Origin of the sequence: Sphingomonas sp. R647 (genome assembly GCF_020177055.1) — a bacterium.
GTDB lineage: Bacteria > Pseudomonadota > Alphaproteobacteria > Sphingomonadales > Sphingomonadaceae > Sphingomonas.
In genome coordinates this window covers 307,500-328,352 of sequence record NZ_JAIQXT010000003.1, presented here as the reverse complement: position 1 = coordinate 328,352, position 20,853 = coordinate 307,500, and the positions used below count along the sequence as shown (strand labels likewise).

At 66.9% G+C, this 20,853-nt stretch carries 23 protein-coding genes; 16 read left to right on the top strand and 7 right to left on the bottom strand.

Annotated features, from left to right (window positions below; genetic code table 11):
• Nucleotides 1-19: 19 nt before the first annotated feature.
• Nucleotides 20-1,381, bottom strand: a complete 1,362-nt coding sequence (locus K9B35_RS08555; RefSeq protein WP_224921407.1) for an NAD-dependent succinate-semialdehyde dehydrogenase — start codon at nucleotides 1,379-1,381, stop codon at nucleotides 20-22.
• An 86-nt stretch (nucleotides 1,382-1,467) separates the two neighbouring features.
• On the opposite strand from K9B35_RS08555, the gene K9B35_RS08550 reads away from it, so the two are divergent.
• From K9B35_RS08550 to K9B35_RS08515, 8 genes are all read left to right on the top strand, one after another.
• On the top strand, nucleotides 1,468-1,713 hold the full coding sequence (locus K9B35_RS08550; RefSeq protein WP_224921406.1) for an exodeoxyribonuclease VII small subunit: 246 nt from the start codon (nucleotides 1,468-1,470) through the stop codon (nucleotides 1,711-1,713).
• On the top strand, nucleotides 1,710-2,621 hold the full coding sequence (locus K9B35_RS08545; RefSeq protein WP_224921405.1) for a polyprenyl synthetase family protein: 912 nt from the start codon (nucleotides 1,710-1,712) through the stop codon (nucleotides 2,619-2,621). Before K9B35_RS08550 ends, K9B35_RS08545 begins: the two co-directional genes overlap by 4 nt.
• A 32-nt stretch (nucleotides 2,622-2,653) precedes the next feature.
• The gene (gene coaD / locus K9B35_RS08540) at nucleotides 2,654-3,160 is read left to right on the top strand and encodes a pantetheine-phosphate adenylyltransferase (protein ID WP_224921404.1); all 507 of its coding nucleotides are present in this window, start codon (nucleotides 2,654-2,656) and stop codon (nucleotides 3,158-3,160) included.
• 80 nt (nucleotides 3,161-3,240) lie between these two features.
• Nucleotides 3,241-3,885 (top strand): peptidylprolyl isomerase, encoded by a 645-nt coding sequence (locus K9B35_RS08535; RefSeq protein ID WP_412103451.1) that lies wholly within the window; start codon nucleotides 3,241-3,243, stop codon nucleotides 3,883-3,885.
• Between the two features lie 41 nt (nucleotides 3,886-3,926).
• Complete coding sequence (gene queA / locus K9B35_RS08530) at nucleotides 3,927-4,964, top strand: tRNA preQ1(34) S-adenosylmethionine ribosyltransferase-isomerase QueA (RefSeq protein ID WP_224921403.1); 1,038 nt, start codon at nucleotides 3,927-3,929, stop codon at nucleotides 4,962-4,964.
• On the top strand, nucleotides 4,961-5,446 hold the full coding sequence (locus K9B35_RS08525; protein WP_224921402.1) for an EF-hand domain-containing protein: 486 nt from the start codon (nucleotides 4,961-4,963) through the stop codon (nucleotides 5,444-5,446). The genes queA and K9B35_RS08525 overlap by 4 nt, the downstream gene beginning before the upstream one ends.
• Before the next feature lie 45 nt (nucleotides 5,447-5,491).
• Entirely contained in the window at nucleotides 5,492-6,451 is a 960-nt protein-coding gene (locus tag K9B35_RS08520) for a cation diffusion facilitator family transporter (RefSeq protein WP_224921401.1), read from the top strand.
• Complete coding sequence (locus tag K9B35_RS08515) at nucleotides 6,444-7,109, top strand: HAD hydrolase-like protein (protein ID WP_224921400.1); 666 nt, start codon at nucleotides 6,444-6,446, stop codon at nucleotides 7,107-7,109. Before K9B35_RS08520 ends, K9B35_RS08515 begins: the two co-directional genes overlap by 8 nt.
• Here K9B35_RS08515 and K9B35_RS08510 read toward each other — a convergent pair.
• Nucleotides 7,083-7,409, bottom strand: coding sequence for a cupin domain-containing protein (locus K9B35_RS08510; RefSeq protein ID WP_224921399.1), 327 nt, complete (start codon nucleotides 7,407-7,409; stop codon nucleotides 7,083-7,085). The genes K9B35_RS08515 and K9B35_RS08510 overlap by 27 nt on opposite strands.
• Before the next feature lie 34 nt (nucleotides 7,410-7,443).
• Here K9B35_RS08510 and tgt point away from each other — a divergent pair, with 34 nt between their 5' ends.
• The 5 genes from tgt to K9B35_RS08485 all read left to right on the top strand — a co-directional run bounded on the left by tgt (nucleotide 7,444) and on the right by K9B35_RS08485 (nucleotide 13,635).
• Nucleotides 7,444-8,565, top strand: coding sequence for a tRNA guanosine(34) transglycosylase Tgt (gene tgt, locus K9B35_RS08505; protein ID WP_224921398.1), 1,122 nt, complete (start codon nucleotides 7,444-7,446; stop codon nucleotides 8,563-8,565).
• A 50-nt stretch (nucleotides 8,566-8,615) separates the two neighbouring features.
• Nucleotides 8,616-8,825: a hypothetical protein gene (locus K9B35_RS08500; protein WP_224921397.1), complete on the top strand. Its 210-nt coding sequence runs from the start codon at nucleotides 8,616-8,618 to the stop codon at nucleotides 8,823-8,825.
• Between the two features lie 28 nt (nucleotides 8,826-8,853).
• Complete coding sequence (locus tag K9B35_RS08495) at nucleotides 8,854-11,694, top strand: M16 family metallopeptidase (protein ID WP_224921396.1); 2,841 nt, start codon at nucleotides 8,854-8,856, stop codon at nucleotides 11,692-11,694.
• Nucleotides 11,691-12,464, top strand: coding sequence for a hypothetical protein (locus K9B35_RS08490; RefSeq protein WP_224921395.1), 774 nt, complete (start codon nucleotides 11,691-11,693; stop codon nucleotides 12,462-12,464). The genes K9B35_RS08495 and K9B35_RS08490 overlap by 4 nt, the downstream gene beginning before the upstream one ends.
• Nucleotides 12,465-12,594: 130 nt before the next feature.
• A complete protein-coding gene (locus K9B35_RS08485) occupies nucleotides 12,595-13,635 on the top strand; it encodes a cell wall hydrolase (protein ID WP_224921394.1) in 1,041 nt (346 codons plus the stop codon).
• Nucleotides 13,636-13,818: 183 nt separating this feature from the next.
• Here K9B35_RS08485 and K9B35_RS08480 read toward each other — a convergent pair whose 3' ends face one another.
• Nucleotides 13,819-14,403, bottom strand: coding sequence for a hypothetical protein (locus tag K9B35_RS08480; protein ID WP_224921393.1), 585 nt, complete (start codon nucleotides 14,401-14,403; stop codon nucleotides 13,819-13,821).
• A 195-nt stretch (nucleotides 14,404-14,598) separates the two neighbouring features.
• On the opposite strand from K9B35_RS08480, the gene K9B35_RS08475 reads away from it, so the two are divergent.
• On the top strand, nucleotides 14,599-14,826 hold the full coding sequence (locus tag K9B35_RS08475) for a hypothetical protein (RefSeq protein ID WP_224921392.1): 228 nt from the start codon (nucleotides 14,599-14,601) through the stop codon (nucleotides 14,824-14,826).
• 50 nt (nucleotides 14,827-14,876) lie between these two features.
• Here K9B35_RS08475 and K9B35_RS08470 read toward each other — a convergent pair whose 3' ends face one another.
• Complete coding sequence (locus K9B35_RS08470) at nucleotides 14,877-15,443, bottom strand: glycine zipper 2TM domain-containing protein (RefSeq protein WP_224921391.1); 567 nt, start codon at nucleotides 15,441-15,443, stop codon at nucleotides 14,877-14,879.
• Between the two features lie 99 nt (nucleotides 15,444-15,542).
• Nucleotides 15,543-16,367, bottom strand: a complete 825-nt coding sequence (locus K9B35_RS08465; RefSeq protein ID WP_224921694.1) for a class I mannose-6-phosphate isomerase — start codon at nucleotides 16,365-16,367, stop codon at nucleotides 15,543-15,545.
• Between the two features lie 129 nt (nucleotides 16,368-16,496).
• On the opposite strand from K9B35_RS08465, the gene K9B35_RS08460 reads away from it, so the two are divergent.
• On the top strand, nucleotides 16,497-17,354 hold the full coding sequence (locus K9B35_RS08460; RefSeq protein WP_224921390.1) for an outer membrane protein assembly factor BamD: 858 nt from the start codon (nucleotides 16,497-16,499) through the stop codon (nucleotides 17,352-17,354).
• Nucleotides 17,355-17,418: 64 nt separating this feature from the next.
• Nucleotides 17,419-19,080 (top strand): DNA repair protein RecN, encoded by a 1,662-nt coding sequence (gene recN / locus K9B35_RS08455; RefSeq protein WP_224921389.1) that lies wholly within the window; start codon nucleotides 17,419-17,421, stop codon nucleotides 19,078-19,080.
• A 127-nt stretch (nucleotides 19,081-19,207) separates the two neighbouring features.
• Here recN and K9B35_RS08450 read toward each other — a convergent pair whose 3' ends face one another.
• Nucleotides 19,208-19,795, bottom strand: a complete 588-nt coding sequence (locus K9B35_RS08450) for a DUF922 domain-containing protein (RefSeq protein WP_224921388.1) — start codon at nucleotides 19,793-19,795, stop codon at nucleotides 19,208-19,210.
• Nucleotides 19,796-20,038: 243 nt separating this feature from the next.
• A complete protein-coding gene (locus K9B35_RS08445) occupies nucleotides 20,039-20,779 on the bottom strand; it encodes a hypothetical protein (RefSeq protein WP_224921387.1) in 741 nt (246 codons plus the stop codon).
• Nucleotides 20,780-20,853: the final 74 nt, after the last annotated feature.

Genomic DNA, 20,853 nt, shown 5'->3' with positions numbered 1-20,853 from the left:
GACGTATCAAAACACGCCCTCAATCCCCCCGCATCTCAGCCTTCAAGTTCATAAACTCATGCAGCCCCCATGGCCCCAGCTCGCGGCCATGGCCCGACAGCTTCACCCCGCCGAACGGCGCGCCCGGCACAGACGCGAGCATCTGGTTCACCGCGGTCATCCCCGCCGCGATATCGCGCACCAGCCGCGCCTGCTCGTCGGCATCGTTGGTCCACACGCTCGACCCCAGCCCATAGGGCACATCGTTCGCCAGCCGGATCGCGTCATCGACCGACCCCGCCCGGAACAGCATCGCGACGGGTCCGAAAATCTCCTCCTTCGCGAACTCCGCCTCTGGATCGACATCGGTCAGCACGCCTGCCCGCATCCACGCGCCATCGCGGTCGATCTTCTCGCCCCCGTGCAGCACCGCGCCCGCCGCCACCGCCCGCTCCAGTTGCTCCAGCACCGTGTCGCGCTGCTCGACGCTCGACAGCGGGCCCATTTCGACCCCGTCTTCCATCGGATCGCCGATCTTCACCGCCTCCATCGCGGCGACGAACTTCTCCGCAAACGCATCGTACACATCGGCATGCACGATCATCCGCTTGGCACAGATGCAGCTCTGCCCGGCATTCTGGACCCGCGCCTTGACCGCCGTCTTCACCGCCGCATCCAGATCGGCCGACGGCATCACGACGAACGGGTCCGACCCGCCCAGCTCCAGCACGACCTTCTTGAGCGCCCGCCCCGCCGCCTCCGCGACCTTGGCCCCCGCCCCCTCGCTTCCGGTCAGCGTCACCGCGACCACGCGCTTGTCGGCGATGATCCGCGACACCTTGTCCGACTTGATCGGCAAATTCTGGAACAGCCCGTCCGGCGCCCCCGCCGCGCTCACCATCTGCTGGATCAGCGCCGCGCACCCCTGTGTCAGCGAGGCATGCTTCAACAACCCGACATTGCCCGCCAGGATCGTCGGCGCGAGCCAGCGCACCGCCTGCCAATACGGAAAATTCCACGGCATGATCGCGAGGATCGGCCCGAGCGGCAGCCAGTGCATCACCACCCGCCCGGTCGTCAGCGCGATCTCCTCGCCCTTCAGAAAGCCCGGCCCATGCTCGGCATAGTAGCGGAAGCCCGCGACGCATTTCTCGACCTCCGCCACCGCCGACGCCAGCGTCTTGCCCATCTCGCGCACCGCGGTTGCCGCAAGGTGGTCCTTCCCAGCCTCGAACCGGTCGGCAATCGCGTTCAGCAACGCCACGCGCCGCTCGATCGGACCGACCCGCCACGACGCAAACGCCGCATCCGCGCGCACCAGCGCCGCCTCGATCCCATCGCCGTCCAGTTCCTCGAACGTCTCGCCCGTTTCGCCCGTCGCCGGATTGATGCTGGTAAACATGCGCGCACTCCTTTGCAGGGCATATGGGAACGCTGGGGCAATCGCGGGAGGTTGAATTGGTTCCGCCGCCATCGCATAGCATCGCCATGACCGACCAGATCGACATCGCCGCCCTGTCCTTTGAGGATGCCCTTCGCGAACTCGAGCGGATCGTCGGACAGCTCGAAACCGGCGACGTCCCGCTCGATCAGGCGATCACTTTGTACGAGCGCGGCGACGCGCTCCGCCGCCAGTGTCAGGCCCGCCTCGACGCGGCGCAGGCGCGGATCGAACAGGTGCGCGCCGACGCCAGCGGCAACGTCACCGGCACCACCCCCTTCGCAGCAGGATGAGCGCGGACGTGGCCGACGCCAGCCAGACCCTCGAAACCGCGCTGCGCGATGTCGCGGCAGAGATCGACCGTCAGTTCGACCATTTCCTCGCCGTCCCAGCCGATCCGCGCGCCAAGCTCTATGAAGCGATGCGCCACGCCGCGATCGGCGGCGGCAAGCGGCTGCGCCCGCTGCTGACCTTCGCGACGGCGCAATTGTTCGCGGTCGACCGCCGCTGCACCGCGCGCGTCGCCACCGCGATCGAGGCGATCCATGTCTATTCGCTGATCCATGACGATCTGCCGGCGATGGACGATGACGATATGCGCCGCGGCAAGCCGACGGTGCACAAGGCATTCGATGAGGCGACCGCGATCCTCGCCGGCGACTGCCTCCACGCGCTCGCCTTCGAAATCCTCGCCGATCCCGACACCCATGCCGACCCGTTCGTCCGCGCCGAACTGATCGCCGATCTGGCGCAGGCGTCCGGCCCGTCGGGCATGGCGGGCGGGCAGATGATGGATCTGGTCGCCGAAAATACCAGCTTCGACCTCGCCACCGTCACCCGGTGCCAGGCGCTCAAGACCGGCGCGCTGATCGCCTGCTCGGTCGAGGCCGGCGCGATCCTCGGCCGCTTGCCACCCGAAGGCCGCACCGGCCTGCGCGGCTATGCCCGCGACATCGGCCTCGCCTTCCAGATCGCCGACGACATTCTGGACGTCGAGGGCGACCAGGACGCGGTCGGCAAGCAACTGCGGAAGGACGAAGCGGCGGGCAAGGAAACCTTCCTCTCGCTGCTCGGCATCGACCGCGCGCGCGAACAGGCGCGGATGCTGGTCGATCAGGCGATCGAACATCTCCACAGCTACGGCCCCGAAGCCGACCTCCTGCGCGCCATCGCCCGCTTTGTGCTGGAACGCGACCGCTGATCTGCCCGCTCACCCGATAGGGAGCTGAAACCATGACCACCCGCACCGGCGTCTACCCCGGCACCTTCGATCCGATCACGCTCGGCCATATGGACATCATCCGGCGCGGCGCGAAGCTGGTTGATCGGCTCGTCATCGGCGTCACCACCAACCCGTCGAAAAACCCGATGTTCACGGTCGAGGAGCGGATGGAGATGGTGCGGCGCGAGGTCGCGGACCTCGACGGCGAGATTCACGTCGTCAGCTTCGATTCGCTGCTGATGGACTTTGCCGAGCGTGAGGGCGCGAGCATGATCGTCCGCGGCCTGCGCGCCGTCGCCGATTTCGAGTACGAATATCAGATGGCCGGGATGAACCAGCAATTGAACGGCCGGATCGAAACCGTCTTCCTGATGGCCGATGTCTCGCTCCAGCCGATCGCCAGCCGCCTGGTCAAGGAAATCGCCCTGTTCGGCGGCGAAATCCGCAAATTCGTCCCCGCGACCGTGCGTGACGAGGTTGTGGCGCGGGTCGAAAAGATCGGCCGCAAGGGCAGCTGATCCCGCCCGCCGCATTCACTTTGCTGCAAGCCGCGATTTGCTCTAAGCCGCTTCCGTTCCAGAATCCGGTGGGGATATCGATGCGTTTTGTTGCCCTGTGTGTTGCCCTGCTCGGCTCGCTGTTCGCGATGCCAGCCACCGCCCAGCATGTTCCGCCCCCGCCCGGTCGCGCCGCGCCTCCCGCGACGACCGACAAAGAGAATCTGTGGGTTCTCGACCTGTCGACCGGTGGCCGCGTCACCATCTGGCTGCGCCCCGATGTTGCGCCCAAGGCGGTCGAGCGGATCAAGGAGCTGACCCGCAAGCGCTTCTATGACGGCCTGATCTTCCACCGCGTGATCGACGGCTTCATGGCGCAGGGCGGCGATCCCAAGGGCGACGGCACCGGCGGCAGCGAGCTGCCCGACCTGCCCAAGGAGTTCAACTATCTCCCGCATGTGCGCGGCGCGGTCGCCGCGGCGCGCGCGGAGGATGAGAACAGCGCGAACAGCCAGTTCTTCATCATGCTGGCCCCGCGCCTTCAGCTCGACCAGAAATACACCGTGTTCGGCCGCGTGCTTGAAGGCATGCAATATGTCGACGCGATCCCGCGCGGCGAACCGCCGGCGGAACCCGCCCGCGTCGTCCGCGCCTACATCGCCGCTGACAATCCCCCGGCCTATGCGCCCGTAGCGGCGGCCCCGGTGGAAACCCCGGCAGCGCTTCCCGCCGGCCCGGGCAAGTGAATCCAGATCCTCCCCGGAACGGGGAGGATTGAGACACAAGCATGAACGTCGACCTGTTCGATTTCGACCTGCCGCCCGAGCGGATTGCCCTGCGCCCGGCAAGTCCCCGCGACTCGGCGCGTCTGCTGCTGCTCGACGGGCAAGCGACCGAAGACCGCAGCGTCGCCGACCTGCCCGTCCTGCTGAGGGCGGGCGACATGCTGGTATTCAACGACACCCGCGTCATCCCCGCCCAGCTTGAAGGCAAACGGGGCGAGGCAAAAATCGGCGCCACGCTGCACAAGCGTGAAGGGCCGCGCCACTGGGTCGCCTTCATCCGCAACGCCAAGCGCCTGAAGCCCGACGACAGCATCGACTTCGGCAACGGGGTCACCGCGATTGCCGAGGCACGGCATGACGATGGCAGCTTCACTTTGTTCTTCCCCGGCGACGAGCCGGTCGAACTGCTGCTCGAACGCGCCGGCCGCATGCCGCTCCCGCCCTATATCGCCGCCAAGCGCCCGACCGACGCGCGCGACGCCGACGATTACCAGACGATGTTCGCCAACGAACCTGGCGCCGTCGCCGCGCCGACTGCCGCGCTGCACTTTACGCCGGAACTGATGGCCGCGCTCGACGCCGCCGGGATCGGCCACACCACGCTGACGCTGCATGTCGGGGCGGGCACCTTCCTGCCGGTGAAGGCCGACGACACCGAAGACCACAAGATGCACGCCGAATGGGGCCGCATCGACGCCGCCACCGCCGACCGCCTCAACGCCGTCCGCGCCGCCGGCGGTCGGGTGATCGCCGTCGGCACCACCAGCCTGCGCCTGATCGAAAGCGCCGCAGGTGAGGACAATGTGATCCGCCCGTTCGAAGGCGACACCGCGATCTTTATCACCCCCGGCTACCGCTTCCGCGGCATCGACGGCCTCGTCACCAACTTTCATCTGCCGCGTTCGACGCTGTTCATGCTGGTCAGCGCATTGATGGGGCTGGAGCGGATGCAGGCCGCCTATGCCCATGCGATCGCATCGGGCTATCGTTTCTACAGCTATGGCGACGCCAGCCTGTTGTTGCCGAAGGACCGCGCATGATCCCTGCTCTCGCCCTGCTCCTCGCAGCGACCCAAACCACGCCCGCCGCACCACCGCCCCAGCCGGGGATGGCGACCCCGATCCCGCTGATGATCGCCGAGCCGGTGGCGATGGCCATCGCCGCGTTCGACGCCGACCAGGACGGCATCGTCACCCGCGCCGAATTCGATGCCGGCGTCCGCCGCAGTTTCGAGGTCAGCGCCAAGGGCCAGCCCGCGATGGGCTATATCGCGTTCGGCGACTGGTCGGAACGCTGGCTGGGTAACCGCAACGCCCTGCCCAGCCCGTTCGAAGTCGACGGCGATGGCGACAACCGCATCACCCTGCCCGAGCTGCAGGCGCGGTTCGATTTGTTCTTCACCCGCTTCGACGCCGACAAGGATGGATCGCTGCGGCGCAGCGAATTGCTGACCGTGCGCACCCTGCCCCAGCCCGGCGCGCGGCCCGAGGACAGCACTAAGGGCCGCCCGCGCAAGCGGTAATCAGGTCCTAGCATATCCTGCCGCACTGCGGCTAAGGTCACTGCAATGCACGGCGCGCACCATCATCACGGCCCGGCCGGGCACGACCATGCGGGGCAAGGCCACGGCCACGCCCACGCGCCCAAGGATTTCGGCCGCGCCTTTGCGATCGGCACCGTCCTCAACCTCGGCTTCGTGCTGGTCGAGGGACTGGCGGGGATCGCGACCGGGTCGATGGCGCTGCTCGCCGATGCCGGGCATAATCTCTCCGACGTCCTCGGACTGCTGATCGCCTGGGGCGGCGCGTCGCTCGCCAAGCGGCCCGCGTCGCGCCGCTTCACTTATGGGTTGAGCAGCTCGACCATCCTCGGCGCGCTCGCCAATGCCGTGCTGCTGCTGTTCGCGGTTGGCGCGATCGCGCTGGAGGCCGTCCAGCGGCTCGGCTCTCCCGCCCCCGTTCCCGGCGCGACGGTGATGATCGTCGCCAGCATCGGCATCGTCATCAACACCGCCACCGCGTTGCTGTTTATGCGCGGCAGCAAGGACGACCTCAACATCCGCGGCGCCTATCTCCACATGGCCGCCGACGCCGCCGTGTCCGCCGCAGTCGTCGTCGGCGGGGCGCTGATCCTGTTCACCGGCAAGGCGTGGATAGACCCGGCGCTCAGCCTGCTGATCGTCGTCGTGATCCTGTGGAGCACCTGGGGCCTGCTGCGCGATTCGGTGGTGATGGCGCTCCACGCCGTCCCGCCGGGGATCGATGCCGAGAAGGTCGAGCAAACGCTGGCGACGCTGCCGGGCGTAACGCGCGTCCATGACCTGCATATCTGGCCGATGAGCACAACCCAGGTCGCGCTGACCGCGCATCTCCAGATGCCCGACGGGCATCCCGGCGACGCCTTCCTCAACGATACCCAGCACCGCCTCGCGCATGATTTCGGCATCCAGCACATGACGCTTCAGATCGAAATCGGCGACGGCGATCCGTGCCGACTGCATGGTGGCCATGGAGCCGGACATGGCTGACCCCGCGCCGCTGCGGCTGGTGATCTTCGATTTCGACGGCACGCTGTCCGACAGCGGTGGCTGGTTCCTGTCGGTCGTCGACCATTTGTCCGACCGCTACAATTTCCGCCGCGTCCTGCCTGAAGAGGTCGAGCCGCTGCGCAAGATGACGTCGCGCGACGTGATCAGCCATCTGCGCATCCCGCGCTGGAAACTGCCCTTCATCGCGCGCTACGTCCGCAAGCTGTTCGGGCGCAACACCGACAAGGTCCATCTGTTCGCCGGCGTCACCGAAATGCTCGCCGCGATCGAGGCGATGGGCATCCCGCTCGCGCTCGTCACCTCGAATAGCGAGGCGAATGCCCGCGCGGTGCTCGGCCCCGAAAATGCCGCGCGGTTCAGCTGGTGGGCATGCGGCGCGTCGCTGTTCGGCAAGGCACCCAAATTCCGCTCGGTCCTGAAGCAAAGCGGCATCCCCGCCGCACAGATCATCTCGCTCGGCGACGAAACGCGCGACATCGACGCCGCGCGCGAAGTCGGCATCCGCGCCGCCGCGGTGCTATGGGGCTATGCCGAGCCCGAGGCGTTCGCCCACCTCAACCCCGACCTCGCCTTCGCGACCCCCGGCGATGTCGTCGCCTATGTCGCCCGCTCAGCCAAGATGGACCGCCAGCCATAAGGTCGGCTCACCCGGATCGGTCCGGGTCACCCAGTGACGCACGCCGCCGGGGATGAAGAGGTAATCGCCGGGCGCCAGCGACACCTCCGCCTGCTCCTCGATCCGCAGCGCCGCACTCCCGCGCAGCACCACCACCCACTCATCGGCATCCTGCATGAACGGCGCATCCTCCGGCGTCGCCTGCCCATGCGACACGATCCGCTCGATCCGCACCCCGCCGCGCTCCAGCAACGGGGTGAACACCTCCCCGTCCCGCGCATCGGGTAACGGCGCGAAGAGATTGCCGCCTGTTTCAGCCATTGCCATTGCCCCCTCAACATCGCATCGGACGGTCATGTCCCGTTTCACCTTCACCATCCACGCCACCGACGGCAAGGCGCGCACCGGCACCATCGCGATGCAGCGCGGCGAAATCCGCACCCCCGCCTTCATGCCGGTCGGCACCGCCGCCACGGTAAAGGCGATGAAGCCGCAGGATGTGCGCGCATCGGGGGCCGACATCATCCTGGGCAACACCTACCACCTCATGCTGCGCCCGACAGCCGAGCGCGTCGATCGCCTCGGCGGCCTGCACAAGTTTATGGGTTGGGACCGCCCGATCCTCACCGACAGCGGCGGCTATCAGGTGATGAGCCTGTCCGACCTCACCAAGCGCAGCGAGGACGGCATCATCTTCAAGTCGCACCTCGACGGCTCGCGCCATTTGCTCAGCCCCGAACGCTCGATCGAGATCCAGCGGCTGCTTGGATCGAACATCGTCATGGCGTTCGACGAGCTGGTCCCGACCACTTCGACGCGGGAGGTTCAGGCGGCGGCGATGGAACGCTCGATGCGCTGGGCGAAACGCAGCCGCGATGCGTTCGATTCGGGCGGCGACCATGCCGCCAACAACGCGATCTTCGGCATCCAGCAGGGCGCGCTCGACGAGGGCATGCGCAAGGCCAGCGCCGACGCACTGCTCGACATCGGCTTCGACGGCTATGCCGTGGGCGGCCTCGCGGTCGGTGAGGGACAGGAGGCGATGTTCGGCTGCCTCGACTACGCCCCCGGCCAGCTCGACGCAACCAAGCCGCGCTACCTGATGGGCGTCGGCAAACCCGACGACATTGTCGGCGCGGTCGAGCGTGGGATCGACATGTTCGACTGCGTCCTCCCCACCCGCTCGGGCCGCACCGGTCAGGCGTTCACCCGCAACGGCCCGATCAACATCCGCAACGCCAAATTCGCCGAAGATCAGAGCCCGCTCGACCCCGACTCGCCCGTCGCCGGGTGGAGCAAAGCCTATCTCCACCACCTCGTCCGCTCGGGCGAGATTCTCGGCGCGATGCTGATGACCGAACATAATCTGTGGTTCTATCAGCGGCTGATGGCCGACCTGCGCGCCGCGATTGCGGAAGGGCGGCTGACCGCCTTCGCCAATGAGTTCCGCGCAGCATATTATGGCAGCCGCGACTGATTGCACCGGCCCCGCCCCTGTCCTACTCCTGTGCCACCAAGGAGTATCCAGTGACCGACAAGACCGACGCCACCGACGAAATCGCCAACGAAATCACCGCCGCCGCCCGCCAGGCGCGCGAGATTGCCGAGCGCGCGGAAGGCACGCCCATGCCCGGCGATGCAAAGAAATGGCCGCTCGCGAAGATCGGCATCGGCATCGGCTCCGCCGCGCTCGCCGCCGCGGTCATCTACGCCGCGCGCAGCCGCAAGAAAGACTGATTATCCTCCCTCCCGACCGGAGACCCAAATGCGCCTGACCCGCACCGCGCTGTACCTCAGTGCCGCCCTGCTCCCCTTCGCCGCGCACGCACAGCAGGCGGCTCCCGCCCCCGCCGCGCAGCAGCAGATCGCCGTCGCTCCGCTCAACTTCACCGAGCGGACTTTGCCCAACGGCCTCAAAGTCTATGCGATCCGCGACACCAGCACCGCGAACGTCTCGGTCCAGGTCTGGTACGATGTCGGCAGCAAGGACGATCCTGCGGGCAAGTCCGGCTTTGCCCACATGTTCGAACATCTGATGTTCAAGGGCACGAAGAACCTGGTCGATGAGCAGATGGACCGCCTGACCGAGGATGTCGGCGGCTACAACAACGCCTCGACCGCGTCGGACTATACCAACTATTTCGAGGTGGTCCCGGCCAACCACCTCGAGCGCCTGCTGTTCGCCGAAGCCGACCGCATGGCGAGCCTCGTCGTCGACGAGAAGGTCTTCGCCTCCGAACGCGATGTCGTGAAGGAAGAACTGCGCAGCCGCGTGCTCGCCCAGCCCTATGGCAAGCTGTTCTACGTCTATTTTCCCAACATCAGCTATGCGGTCCACCCCTATGCCCGCCCGGGCATCGGCAGCATCGAGGATCTCGACGCGGCGACGATCGGCGACATCCGCGCATTCCACGCCACCTATTACCGCCCCGACAACGCCGTGCTCGTCGTCGCAGGTAATTTCGACCCGGCCCAGCTCGACAAATGGGTAGACAATTACTTCGCGCCGATCGCCAAGCCCAACCGCCCGATCCCGCGCGTCACCGTCGCCGAACCGCCGCGTACAACCGCGGTGCGCAAGACGGTCTACGAAGCCAACACCCCGCTCCCTGCGGTGCTGCTGAGCTACCAGCTCCCAGCCGATAACCACCCCGACATCGCCGCCCTCACCGTCCTCAACGGCATCCTGTCGGGCGGCGAGAATTCGCGGCTCTACCGCAACCTCGTCTATCGCGATCAGCTGGCGGCACAGGCCAGCACCTTCCTCGATTCGCGCCAGTCGACCGGCGCCTATGCGATGTACGCGATCCTCGCCGGCGGAAAGTCGGCCGAGGACGGTGAAAAGGCGATGCGCCGCGAAATCGCGGAACTGCGCGACACGCCGGTCAGCGCCGCCGAACTGGCCGAGGCGAAGAACGAGATCCTGACCAGCGCGCTCAAGAGCCGCGAAACGGCGGAGGGCAAGGCATCGACCCTCGCCGCGTCGATCATCGTCAGCCGCGATCCCAAGGCGGCGGACCAGCAACTCTCCGCCATCGCCCGCGTCACCGCCGCCGACATCCAGCGCGTCGCGCGCCAGTATCTGGGCGACAACCAGTCCGCCGCGATCGTCTACCTCCCCGATGCAATGGCGCAGGGGGCCAAGGGCGATACCGTCGGCATCGCCGACACGGTCAAGGTCGCGCCACTGGTCGCGCCGAAGGACATCGTGATCCACACCGCTGCGAGCGCCGAAACCCGCGTCCCCGTCCCCGCCCCCGGAGCGCCCGTCTCGCCGACCATCCCCAATGCGGTGGAAACGAAGCTCGCCAACGGCATGCGCGTGATCGTGGTGGAAAAGCGTGACCTCCCGATCGTCACCGCCACCGTCGTCGCCCCGGCGGGCGGTGCGAGTGATCCGGCGGGCAAGGCCGGCACCGCCGCACTCGCCGCAGCGTTGCTGACCAAGGGCACCACCACCCGCTCGGCCGAACAGATCGCGCAGCAGATTGAATCGCTCGGCGGTTCGATCGGTGCCGGGGCCGACTGGGACGCCGCCTTCGCGACCGTCACGGTCAAGGCTGATCAGGTCGCACCCGCGCTCACCGTCCTCGCCGATGTCGCGCGCAACCCGGCCTTCGCGCAGGAAGAGCTCGACCGCGCGCGCAAGCAGACCGTCGATGGCGTCACCGTCCAGCTCAAGGATCCCGCTGCGCTGGCCGGCATCGCCGCCAGCCGCGCGGTGTTCGGCGACCGCGCCTATGGCAATCTGCTGTCGGGCACCCCGACCTCGCTGCCGCGCATCACCCGCGAGAGCATCGTCACCGCCTATTCACGCGCGTGGAATCCCGACCAGTCGGCGCTCGTCGTGGTCGGCGACATCGCGACCAAGGATGCGACGGCGCTGGCGCAACAGCTGTTCGGCGACTGGAAGCGCGGGAACCTCACCGTGGTTGCCGCGCCGGTCGCCGCCGCGCCCAAGCCGCGCGTGATCGTCGTCGACCTGCCCGAAGCGGGTCAGGCCGGCGTCGTCGTCGCGCGTCCGGGCATCGCGCGCTCCGACAAGGATTTCTACGCGGCACAGGTCGCCAACGCTACGCTCGGCGTTGGCTTCACCTCGCGCCTCAACCGCGAAATCCGCATCAAGCGCGGCCTCGCTTATGGCGCGGGTAGCAGCGTCGATGCGCGCCGCTCACCCGGCATCGTCTCGGCCTCGACCCAGACCAAGAACGCCTCCGCGCCAGAGGTGGTCAAGCTGATCGCCGAGGAGATGACCAAGCTCGGCGCCGCCCCCGTCCCCGGTGCCGAACTCGATTCGCGCAAGGCGGTGCTGATCGGCAACTTCGGCCGCCGCATCGAACGCACCGACGGCATCGCCGGCGCGCTCGCCGACTATGTCGCCGACGGCGTCCCGCTCGGCACGCTGCAGAGCTACATCCCGTCGATCCAGAGCGTCGATCCGGCGGCGGTGCAGGCCGCAGCCAAGAAGGTGCTCGAGCCCGCCAGCGCCAGCATCGTCGTGGTCGGCGACGCCAAGACCTTCGTCGACGAACTGCGCAAGACCTACCCCCAGCTGGAGGTCATCCCGGCCAGCGCGCTCAACCTCGACAGCGCGACGTTGAAGTGATCGGCGCGGCGGTCCTGCTCGGCGTTGCCGGACAGGCCGCCGCTCCCCCGGCGGCCCCACCGCCGGCGGGCTGGCGCGAGGCGATGGTCCGGCACGACACCGCGCGCCGGATCGCTGCCGACCTTCCTACAGAGCCGCGCCGCTTTCGGTTCCAGTGCAGCGTCGCGCAGGTTGTCCGCCGCCCCTATCAGTGGGTGCCCCCGAAATGCATCGAGGCTCGGGAGCGTCCTGTCACCGATCCGGAGCGCTTCGCCGAACTGGCACGAGTAGAGGCTGCCGCGCCCGAAGCGACGGCGGACGACCGGCTACGCCGCACTGCTTGGCTGCGCGTGATGCTGCTTCGCGCGTCGGCGGAGCCCACGAGCGAGCAGTTCAGGACCTTCTTTTTCGATGAGGCAGTGGCTGCGACGGACCTGCCGCCCCCTCCTCTTTCAAGCGGTGAGGCTCTACGATCCGACATTGTCTTCGCGGTCAAACCTCGATTGATCGAATATCCAAGGCAGGCGCTGCGCGCTTTCGCGCAGGGGCAAGTCGATCTTCGATGCACAGTGATTGGCGGAGGACGGCTGCATTGCGAAAGCATGACGCCTTATCTGCCCGACCCGCTCGTGCGTCCGGACGGCAGCCTTGGCTCACAGGATCGGTTCCACCTCGTTTCCGCCGCTGTTCGCTCCGCACTCTCCGGGATCGTGGCACCGCTCACGACGAATGGGCGGCCAAGTGAAGGCTTGAGCTTCACCTTTTCGGTCAGCTTCCGCATCAACGAGTAGTCCCTAATATTACCTTAACTATCAATCGTTTCACCCCGGGACGCGCCCAAATCCGCAGCAGAATTTAAACCCCCGCCACGCTATGTTGCAGGCTCGGGATTCTCCCGGCGGGACGAACATGCTGCGGCGAATGACACGGGTACAGCTAAGGGGCCTTGCGGCGGCGCTGATTGCGTCGCTGATCGGTGCCGGCTTTTCCGCGCATGCCGGGCTGACCGCGCTGCACGCTTCGCAACAGGGCGCGCGGCTCGCCGGGCCGGAGCCGACCGGCTATGAGGCCGACGATCATTTCCCCGGCGCGGCCTTTTACCAGCTCGCCGATGATGACGGCGCGGCGCAGGCGTCGGGCGCCACCGGCACGGTCGAACTGCCCGACACGCCGGTGCCTGAAGGCGCGGTCGCCGACCCGACGATCCGCCCAGCCCCGCCCTTCGACCTGCGCGGATCGGCGCAGGACAAGGCACGCGCGCTGCAATGCCTGACCACGGCGATCTATTACGAAGCCGCGACCGAGCCAGATGACGGCCAGCGTGCCGTGGCACAGGTGATCCTCAACCGCGCGCGCCACCCGACCTTCCCCGGCACGGTGTGCGGCGTCGTCTATCAGGGGTCGGAAAAATCCGGCTGTCAGTTCAGCTTTGCCTGTGACGGGTCGATGGCGCGCAAGCCGTCGCGCACCCATTGGGACCGCGCCGCGCGGGTCGCTTCGGCGGCGCTGGCGGGCGAAGTCTTCGCGCCCGTAGGCATGGCGACGCATTACCACACCCACGCGGTCACCCCGCGCTGGAACAAGTCGCTGGTGATGACCGGCGTGTTCGGCGCGCATTTCTTCCATCGCTGGAAGGGCTATTGGGGCACCGGCGCCGCCTTCACCCAAAGCTATCGCGGCGGCGAACCCGTCCCCGGCCCCAAGGCGCAGCTCGCGGTCGCGCCCGCGAGCGATGCCGCAACGCCGACTCCGATGCCGACCCCCGTCGCGGCGGTCGGGGCAGTGCAGAAGCCCGGCAACCCGTTGCTCCGCCCCACGCCCTCGGTCCCGATGCCCAGCACCGAACGCCGCGCCCCGCGCCGCGCCGAAGTGGAAAGCGGCGACGTCCTTCCCCGCTATGCCGAGCCGGCGGAGTCGCAAGTGCTCGACCGCTGGAAGGACAGCGGCAAGCCGATTCGGTAAGTGGATAGGACGCCCCAGCTCCGTTTGCCCTGAGCTTGTCGAAGGGCGACATCCGCCCTCACAAAGCGCAGGAGCCGTGCTTCGACGATCTCAGCACAAACGGTGTGAGGCGGGTCATTCAAACCGAAACGGCCCCCGCACCGGGGTGCGAGGGCCGTCATCGTTACAGCTTAGCGCCGAGGCTTAGCGGCGATTCTGCCAGTCGCGCCGCTCCCAGCGGATCTTGCGCGCCAGCACGTCGAAGCGGCGGTCAAGATCGGCCCGCTCAGCGGTCGTCAGGCCGGGGCGGCTCTGACGATAGCGTGCTTCAAGCGAGACGATCCCGCGGAACTCGGCGCGCAGACGGACTGCCTCGGCGCGGGTCAGCTGGCCGCTGCGCACACCCTGGTCGATCCGGCGATCGAGGACCGCCTGACGCTGGTTGATGTTCCACCAACCATTGCCGGCACCCTGATTGTCCTGACGCTCGGCGCGGATCTTGCGCGACAAGGCATCGAAACGACGGTCGAGGTCAGCGCGTTCGGCCATCGTCAGGCCGGGCGCCGAACGGCGATAGCGAATCTCGAGGTCCGCGATGCCGCGGAACTCGGCACGCAGGCGCGCCGCCTCGTTCCGGTTCAGCTGGCCGTTGCGCACGCCTTGGTCGATCCGCTGATCGAGCTGCGTCTGGCGCTGGTTGATATTCTGCCACCCGGCCTGCGCGGTCGCGGCAGGAACGGTGGCGGCGGCGATGCCGAGACCGGCAATCATCAGTGCGAACTTCTTCATCGAACGTCTCCTCTTCAAATTCGTCGCCGCATCGGCGGCTGTGCTCTTTATCGGCAGTGGGTGTCGCAGCGATTTGGCGAGAATGTCGTTATTGTGTCGCGGCGTGTCGCACCTGCGACGGCTCCGTTCATAATCGTTAACACGACCCTAGTGTTCTATCTTGCCAAAACACCTTCAAGGAGCCATCTTGCCGTCATGCTGAACCTTCTCTCGCTCGTCACCGGTGCCGTCGCGCTGCTCATTGCGCTGATCGGCATCCTGCCCATCCCGCTGTTGCCGCTGGTCAACTGGATCGCATTCCCGATCGCAGTCGTCGGCCTCGTCTTCGGCTTGTTGTCGAGCGGCACGGCCGGTCGGAACCTCAACATCGTCGTGCTGGTGATCAGCGGACTGCGCCTGTTCCTGACCGGCGGCCTGATCTGACCTGACGGACACGCCCCGGCCAGATCAGCCGGGGCGCTCCATCACTTGCGTTAGCGGCAGCGCACGTTGCCGCGATCGATTGACGCGCCGAGTGCCGCGCCACCGGCTGCACCGAGCAGCGTGCCAAGCACGTTCGAGCGCCCGTTCGACAGCGTATTGCCCAGCAAACCACCGGCGATCCCGCCAACGATCAGGCCGGTCGTGCCATCATTGCGGCGGCAATAGTAACGCCCGTCGCGCCCGCGATAGATGCGGTCCTGACGGCTCAGGCGGCGCTCCTGATAATACCGGCCGTCCCGATAATATTCGTCGGCATAATAAGCCCGCTGGCCACGCGCCGGGCGATTCCAGTCATAGTTGCGATACTGGCGCCAGTCGCGACGGTCCTCGCGGCGATCCTGGCGCGCGTCGCGCACCTCGCGCTGATATTCGCGCTGGGCGGCACGGCGCTCGGCTGGCGTATCGGCGCGGCGCAGGTCGCGGCGATAGTCACGCTGGGCATCGCGAACTTCTTCGCGATACTCGCGGTTCGTTTCGCGCGGCGACTGCTGAGCCATCGCCGGAACCGGGGCCAGAGCTACCGACGCCAGGATGGCAGCGATCAGAGGGGTACGCATGGAACTTCTCCTGCATCTTGAGTGCCGGGGCTAAACGGCTCGCAGAGACAGGAAGTTGCGTGAACAGAAAACTACCCGGCGTTCATCGCCCGGCCAGATTCACATGCGCGTATCGCCGGGATAGGCAAACAGCAGGTCGGCGTCCGGCGAGGCGGTCAGCACCGCGCTGCCACTGACGCTCAGGCAATCTCCAGCCTGCCACGCGACGCCGTCGACCTCGCCCGTTCCGCGCACCGGCACCAGCCATCCGGTCTCCCCATGCGGCAGGCGAATCATGCGGTCCCCGCCGATCCACCGCTCGAGCACGAATTTCGGCCCCTCGACCAGCAAGGTGCGCCCATGCTCGACGATGCCGGGGCTCGGCTGCGGCACCCATGGCTCGACCACCGCCACATCGATTCCATCCTCAAGATGCAACTCGCGCGGGCGGCCATAGTCGTAGAGGCGATAGGTGGTGTCGCTATTCTGCTGCACCTCGATCAGCGTGATTCCGGCACCGATCGCATGCACCGTGCCCGACGGCGCGTAGAAGAAATCGCCCGCGCGCACCGGCTTCCAGTCGAGCAGGTCAACGATCGACCCATCCTGCGCCGCCGCCCGCAACTTCGCAGTGTCGACCGCTTCGCGCGGCCCGATCGCGATCGTCGAATCAGGCTCGGCATCCAGAACCAGCCAGCACTCATCCTTCCCGCGCGGCAATCCGCGAGCATGCGCGGCAGCGTCGTCGGGATGGACCTGAACCGACAGCTTCTCGCTGGTGAACAGATATTTGATGAGCAGGTCGGGCGCGGAATCATCCGGCGACTGGAACCATACCTCCCCCACCGGCTCGCCATCGGGCGCGGGATCGTCAAAGCCGGGCCACAGCTGGTGGCGGCCCCAGGGCTTTTCGACTCGGTGAATGGCGAGCAGTTGCGCGGGCATCGGTGCTTCCTGAATGAGAATGTCGGCGTCTCGCATCAACGCCCGGATTCTGGCGGTCGATCCCGTTCACCGCAAGCACCCCCAAAAAACATTTCGCCAGCGCGTCAGGCTCGGCTAAGAACCGGCGCAATGCGTATGCTTTCCTCCCGCTCGCTCGTGCTCGGCGCACTGGTTCTGGCCCTTCCGATCGCTGGTTGCGCCAGCGGCGGCGGAAAGCGTGCCGACCTTCCCTATGTCGCGCGCGATGTAGGCACGCTGTACACGACGGCCAAGGACCGGCTCGATCGCGGCCAGTACAAGCTCGCCGCCGCGCTGTTCGATGAGGTTGAGCGTCAGCACCCCTATTCGGTGTGGGCGCGCCGCGCGCAGTTGATGGGCGCCTTCGCTTATTATCTCGACAAGAATTACACCCAGTCGATCCAGTCGGCGCAGCGCTTCCTTGCGGTGCACCCGGGCAACCGCGACGCGCCCTACGCCTATTATCTGATCGCACTCAGCTATTATGAGCAGGTCAGCGACGTGACGCGCGACCAGAAGATCACGCAGCAGGCGCTCGACGCGCTGGGAGAACTCAACCGCCGCTATCCCAACACGCGCTACGCTGCCGACGCGCGGCTCAAGATCGACCTCGTCCGCGACCATCTCGCGGGCAAGGAGATGGAGGTCGGGCGTTACTATCAGGTGCGCGGCCAGTGGCTCGCCTCGATCATCCGTTTCCGCAGCGTGATCGACCAGTATCAGACCACCACGCACACGCCCGAAGCGTTGATGCGCCTGACCGAGAGCTATCTGGCGCTCGGCGTGAAGGACGAGGCGAAGAAGGCGGCGGCCGTGCTCGGTGCCAACTACCCGGGTACCGAATGGTATGAGCGCGCCTATGAGCTGGTGCAGAAGCATGGCGAGGCAGTGCCGGTTCCGGCGCTGGTAACGCCCGCTCCTCCGCCCGCGCGTGACGAAACGCCGGCCCCCGCGCCCGCGACCAACTGACCCCGCGCAGCCTCCAGGCACATCCCCTCTCCCACAGCGGAACAAAAAGGGGTAATGCGGGCGCATGTTGACCGCGCTTTCCATTCGCGACGTGGTGCTGATCGAGGCGCTCGACCTCGATTTCGGTGCCGGCCTCGGCGTGCTCACCGGCGAAACCGGGGCGGGCAAGTCGATCCTGCTCGACTCGCTCGGCCTCGCGCTCGGCGCGCGCGCCGATAGCGGGCTGGTGCGGCAAGGCGCAGCACAGGCCGTGGTGACTGCCAGCTTCGAACCGTCAGACCTCGCTCCGATCGCCGCCCTGCTCGGCGACAGTGGCCTCGACCACGACCCGTCCGAACCACTGACGATCCGCCGCCTGGTCAAGGCCGATGGCGGCAGCCGCGCCTATGTCAACGATCAGCCCGCGTCCGCTGGACTTTTGAGGGAACTCGGCGCGCTGCTGGTCGAGATCCACGGCCAGCATGACGATCGCGGCCTGCTCAACCCGCGCGGCCACCGCGCCTTGCTCGACAGCTTCGCCCGCGCCGATACCGGCGCCGTCGCCTCGGCCCATCGCGCGCTACGTGAAGCCGAAGACGCCCTCGCCGCCGCGCACGCCGAACAGGAAAGCGCAGCGCGCGACCGCGAATGGCTCGAACATGCCGTCGCAGAACTCACCAAACTAGCCCCCGAACCCGGCGAAGAAGCGGTACTGGCCGAGCGTCGCGCGACGATGCAGCGCGGCGAGAAGATCGCGGGCGAGCTTCAGGCGATCGCCGAGCTGATCGACGGGTCGGACGGCGCGCTCACCCGGCTGCGTCAGGCGGCGCGCATCCTTGAGCGAATCGCTGAGGACCACCCCGCGCTCACCGAAGCCCTCGCCGCGCTCGACCGCGCGCTGAACGAAGGCAGCGCGACGCAGGAAGGCATCGACACCGCCGCCGAAGCACTCGCCTTCGACCCCGCCGCGCTGGAGGCGGACGAGGCACGGCTGTTCGAACTGCGCGGCCTCGCCCGCAAGCACCGCGTTCAGCCCGACGACCTCGCCGAGCTGACCGAAACGCTCGCGACACGCCTCGAACGGATCGAGGGCGGCGAGGGTCTGATCGCCCGCCTCACTGCCAATCTTACCGCAGCCGAAAAAGCCTATGTCGCGGCGGCAGAAACGCTCTCGGCGACCCGCACCGCCGCCGCCGCGCGGCTCGACGCAGCGGTCGCCGCTGAACTCGCCCCGCTAAAGCTAGACGCCGCCCGTTTCCGCACCACGGTCGACCCGCTGCCCCGTGACCAATGGTCGGCATCGGGCCGCGACCGCGTGGAGTTCGAAGTCTCGACCAACCCCGGCGCCCCCTTCGCGCCCCTCATCAAGATCGCCTCAGGCGGCGAGCTGTCCCGCTTCATCCTCGCGCTCAAAGTGGCGCTGGCGGAGGAAGGCGGCGCGCGCACGCTGATCTTCGACGAAATCGACCGCGGCGTCGGCGGCGCCGTCGCCAGCGCGATCGGCGAACGCCTCGCGCGCCTGTCGAGCGGCGCCCAGTTGCTGGTCGTCACCCACAGCCCACAGGTCGCGGCGCGCGGTGCGGCGCACCTGCTGATCGCCAAGAGCCATGACGGCCTCGTCACCCGCACCGGCGTGCGCCAGCTCAGCGAAGACGAACGGCGCGAGGAGATCGCCCGGATGCTGTCGGGCGCGCAGGTTACGGATGAGGCGAGGGCACAGGCCGGACGGTTGCTTGAGGCCGCGTAGACCGCTGAAGCGTAGACAACTGCTATCGAAAAGTCCCTGAATCGCCGACTATGGATCCTGATCTGCCCTCGTTGCCTTTTACAGTTTGGCGCAGGCATCGCCGCCAAAGGCCGTTGTCTGGCCGCCTTTAGCCGAAAGGAACTATTGTTTTGATCCCGTGATTGGTTTCACGATCAAAAGTGACATCATAGGCAGCGATGGCCCGAGCAGCGGATTCTGCAGCCGAAGCAGCACCAGCACAGCCAGCGGAATTTATGGCATCGACAACTTCCCGACGTCGAACCCAGGCGTTGCGAATATGCCCATCTTCGTGGGCAATCAGAGATATTAGATAGCGATTGAAATGTTCACGAACCTTTGGCGATACTTTCGGATCGTTTAATCGAGGGATGGTAACAGTAGCGGAGAATGTAATGTCATCCAGACTAGACTCACATTTGCCTTCGCCGTTGTCCCGCCAGCGCCACCGATAATCCCATGCAACAAGGCCATCGACACGCTGGCCATCCGCTTGATCAGTCGGTCGCACCCTGTTGATCGATCGACGGATCGCCGCGGGATCGCGTCCTGAAACTTCATAATAGTTGATAGTGACGCCCGGGATATCGGCGAAAGGCACAGAGACTTCAGCGTCTATCGACCCCGTCGCCTTCGACTGGGGCACGGAGGGGAGGGGCGCTTGGAACAGTCCATAGAGGACGATTAACATCAGCATGTGCGTGATGGTGCCTGAGCAACCAGCGCTCGGCAACGTCTTTCCTCTCGCCGTCGTTAACGCAACTTCCTGATCATGCAGCTTACGATGAGCCGCCACTTTAGAGCGTTTTTCCCCTCATCCGCTGCGGATCACTAAAAGGGCCTTTCAGTCAGTCCGGCGCATTATTTAGGGAAGCGCGTCGCTCGCGCGAGGCCCGCACAGGGGTCGTTTCCCGGCAAACGGCTCTCACGAGCCTACAGCCTAATTGCCTTTGTTCGCGATCAGGTCGATCTCGGTCCCGCCATCGCCGCGGGTCGACAGGAAGACGACATAGGCCGAATCGTCCTTCGCGCGTGTCCCGCCCAGCACATGCTGGCCGTCCTTCAACTGGTGCTCGGCCGAATAGCCGCCGCGGACGGCGCGGGTGTAATACCAGTCGATCATCGTTTGCAGCGGTTGCGGCGTCGAGAAGCTGACGACGCGCAGGGCGCACTGGCCGCCCTCGGCTCCCGCTGCTTCGGTCACGCGGGCCTGCGGATGCAGGGGCATGTCGGCGGGCAGGCGGGCGGCCCAGCCGGCGGAGTAATTCAGCTTTGCCGCGCAGTCGGCAGTGCGGCGGTCCTTTTGGCCCGCGGCGAGGCCGGCCAGCGTCACCGACTTGTCCTGGGCTTCGCAGGCGTCGCACTTGCCCTCGACCGGGGCCGGCGCCTTGAGCAATTCGCCTTCGGCCGGCATCGCGGCCTTGGCTGCGGCGACGGTGTCGGACGGGATCGGCGCGGAATAGGGCTGGCCCGGCGGGCGGATGGCGTCCTTGTTCGATTGCTGGGCAAGCTGCGGATCGACCATGATCTGGTCCTGCAGCGCGCCCATCAGCGCCGGATCGGTGGAATTGCCGCCGATCTCATTGTCGAGCGCATCGACATTGCCCGCCTCGCCCCCGCCACAGGCAGCGAGCGCCAGCGGCATCAGCAGGACGGCAAAATCATTGGCCCGACGGCTCATCATCACGCTCCGCATCCCCGCACAGGCTGCGGGATTTGGGGCGAAGGGATGACAGGCCAGGGTTAAGGAAGCGT

Coding starts and splice junctions, on each gene's coding strand:
- K9B35_RS08555 (WP_224921407.1), bottom strand. CDS start 1,381: ATGTTTACCAGCATCAATCCGGCGACGGGCGAAACGGGCGAGACGTTC.
- K9B35_RS08550 (WP_224921406.1), top strand. CDS start 1,468: ATGACCGACCAGATCGACATCGCCGCCCTGTCCTTTGAGGATGCCCTT.
- K9B35_RS08545 (WP_224921405.1), top strand. CDS start 1,710: ATGAGCGCGGACGTGGCCGACGCCAGCCAGACCCTCGAAACCGCGCTG.
- coaD (WP_224921404.1), top strand. CDS start 2,654: ATGACCACCCGCACCGGCGTCTACCCCGGCACCTTCGATCCGATCACG.
- K9B35_RS08535 (WP_412103451.1), top strand. CDS start 3,241: ATGCGTTTTGTTGCCCTGTGTGTTGCCCTGCTCGGCTCGCTGTTCGCG.
- queA (WP_224921403.1), top strand. CDS start 3,927: ATGAACGTCGACCTGTTCGATTTCGACCTGCCGCCCGAGCGGATTGCC.
- K9B35_RS08525 (WP_224921402.1), top strand. CDS start 4,961: ATGATCCCTGCTCTCGCCCTGCTCCTCGCAGCGACCCAAACCACGCCC.
- K9B35_RS08520 (WP_224921401.1), top strand. CDS start 5,492: ATGCACGGCGCGCACCATCATCACGGCCCGGCCGGGCACGACCATGCG.
- K9B35_RS08515 (WP_224921400.1), top strand. CDS start 6,444: ATGGCTGACCCCGCGCCGCTGCGGCTGGTGATCTTCGATTTCGACGGC.
- K9B35_RS08510 (WP_224921399.1), bottom strand. CDS start 7,409: ATGGCTGAAACAGGCGGCAATCTCTTCGCGCCGTTACCCGATGCGCGG.
- tgt (WP_224921398.1), top strand. CDS start 7,444: ATGTCCCGTTTCACCTTCACCATCCACGCCACCGACGGCAAGGCGCGC.
- K9B35_RS08495 (WP_224921396.1), top strand. CDS start 8,854: ATGCGCCTGACCCGCACCGCGCTGTACCTCAGTGCCGCCCTGCTCCCC.
- K9B35_RS08485 (WP_224921394.1), top strand. CDS start 12,595: ATGACACGGGTACAGCTAAGGGGCCTTGCGGCGGCGCTGATTGCGTCG.
- K9B35_RS08480 (WP_224921393.1), bottom strand. CDS start 14,403: ATGAAGAAGTTCGCACTGATGATTGCCGGTCTCGGCATCGCCGCCGCC.
- K9B35_RS08475 (WP_224921392.1), top strand. CDS start 14,599: ATGCTGAACCTTCTCTCGCTCGTCACCGGTGCCGTCGCGCTGCTCATT.
- K9B35_RS08470 (WP_224921391.1), bottom strand. CDS start 15,443: ATGCGTACCCCTCTGATCGCTGCCATCCTGGCGTCGGTAGCTCTGGCC.
- K9B35_RS08465 (WP_224921694.1), bottom strand. CDS start 16,367: ATGCCCGCGCAACTGCTCGCCATTCACCGAGTCGAAAAGCCCTGGGGC.
- K9B35_RS08460 (WP_224921390.1), top strand. CDS start 16,497: ATGCGTATGCTTTCCTCCCGCTCGCTCGTGCTCGGCGCACTGGTTCTG.
- recN (WP_224921389.1), top strand. CDS start 17,419: ATGTTGACCGCGCTTTCCATTCGCGACGTGGTGCTGATCGAGGCGCTC.
- K9B35_RS08450 (WP_224921388.1), bottom strand. CDS start 19,795: ATGCTGATGTTAATCGTCCTCTATGGACTGTTCCAAGCGCCCCTCCCC.
- K9B35_RS08445 (WP_224921387.1), bottom strand. CDS start 20,779: ATGAGCCGTCGGGCCAATGATTTTGCCGTCCTGCTGATGCCGCTGGCG.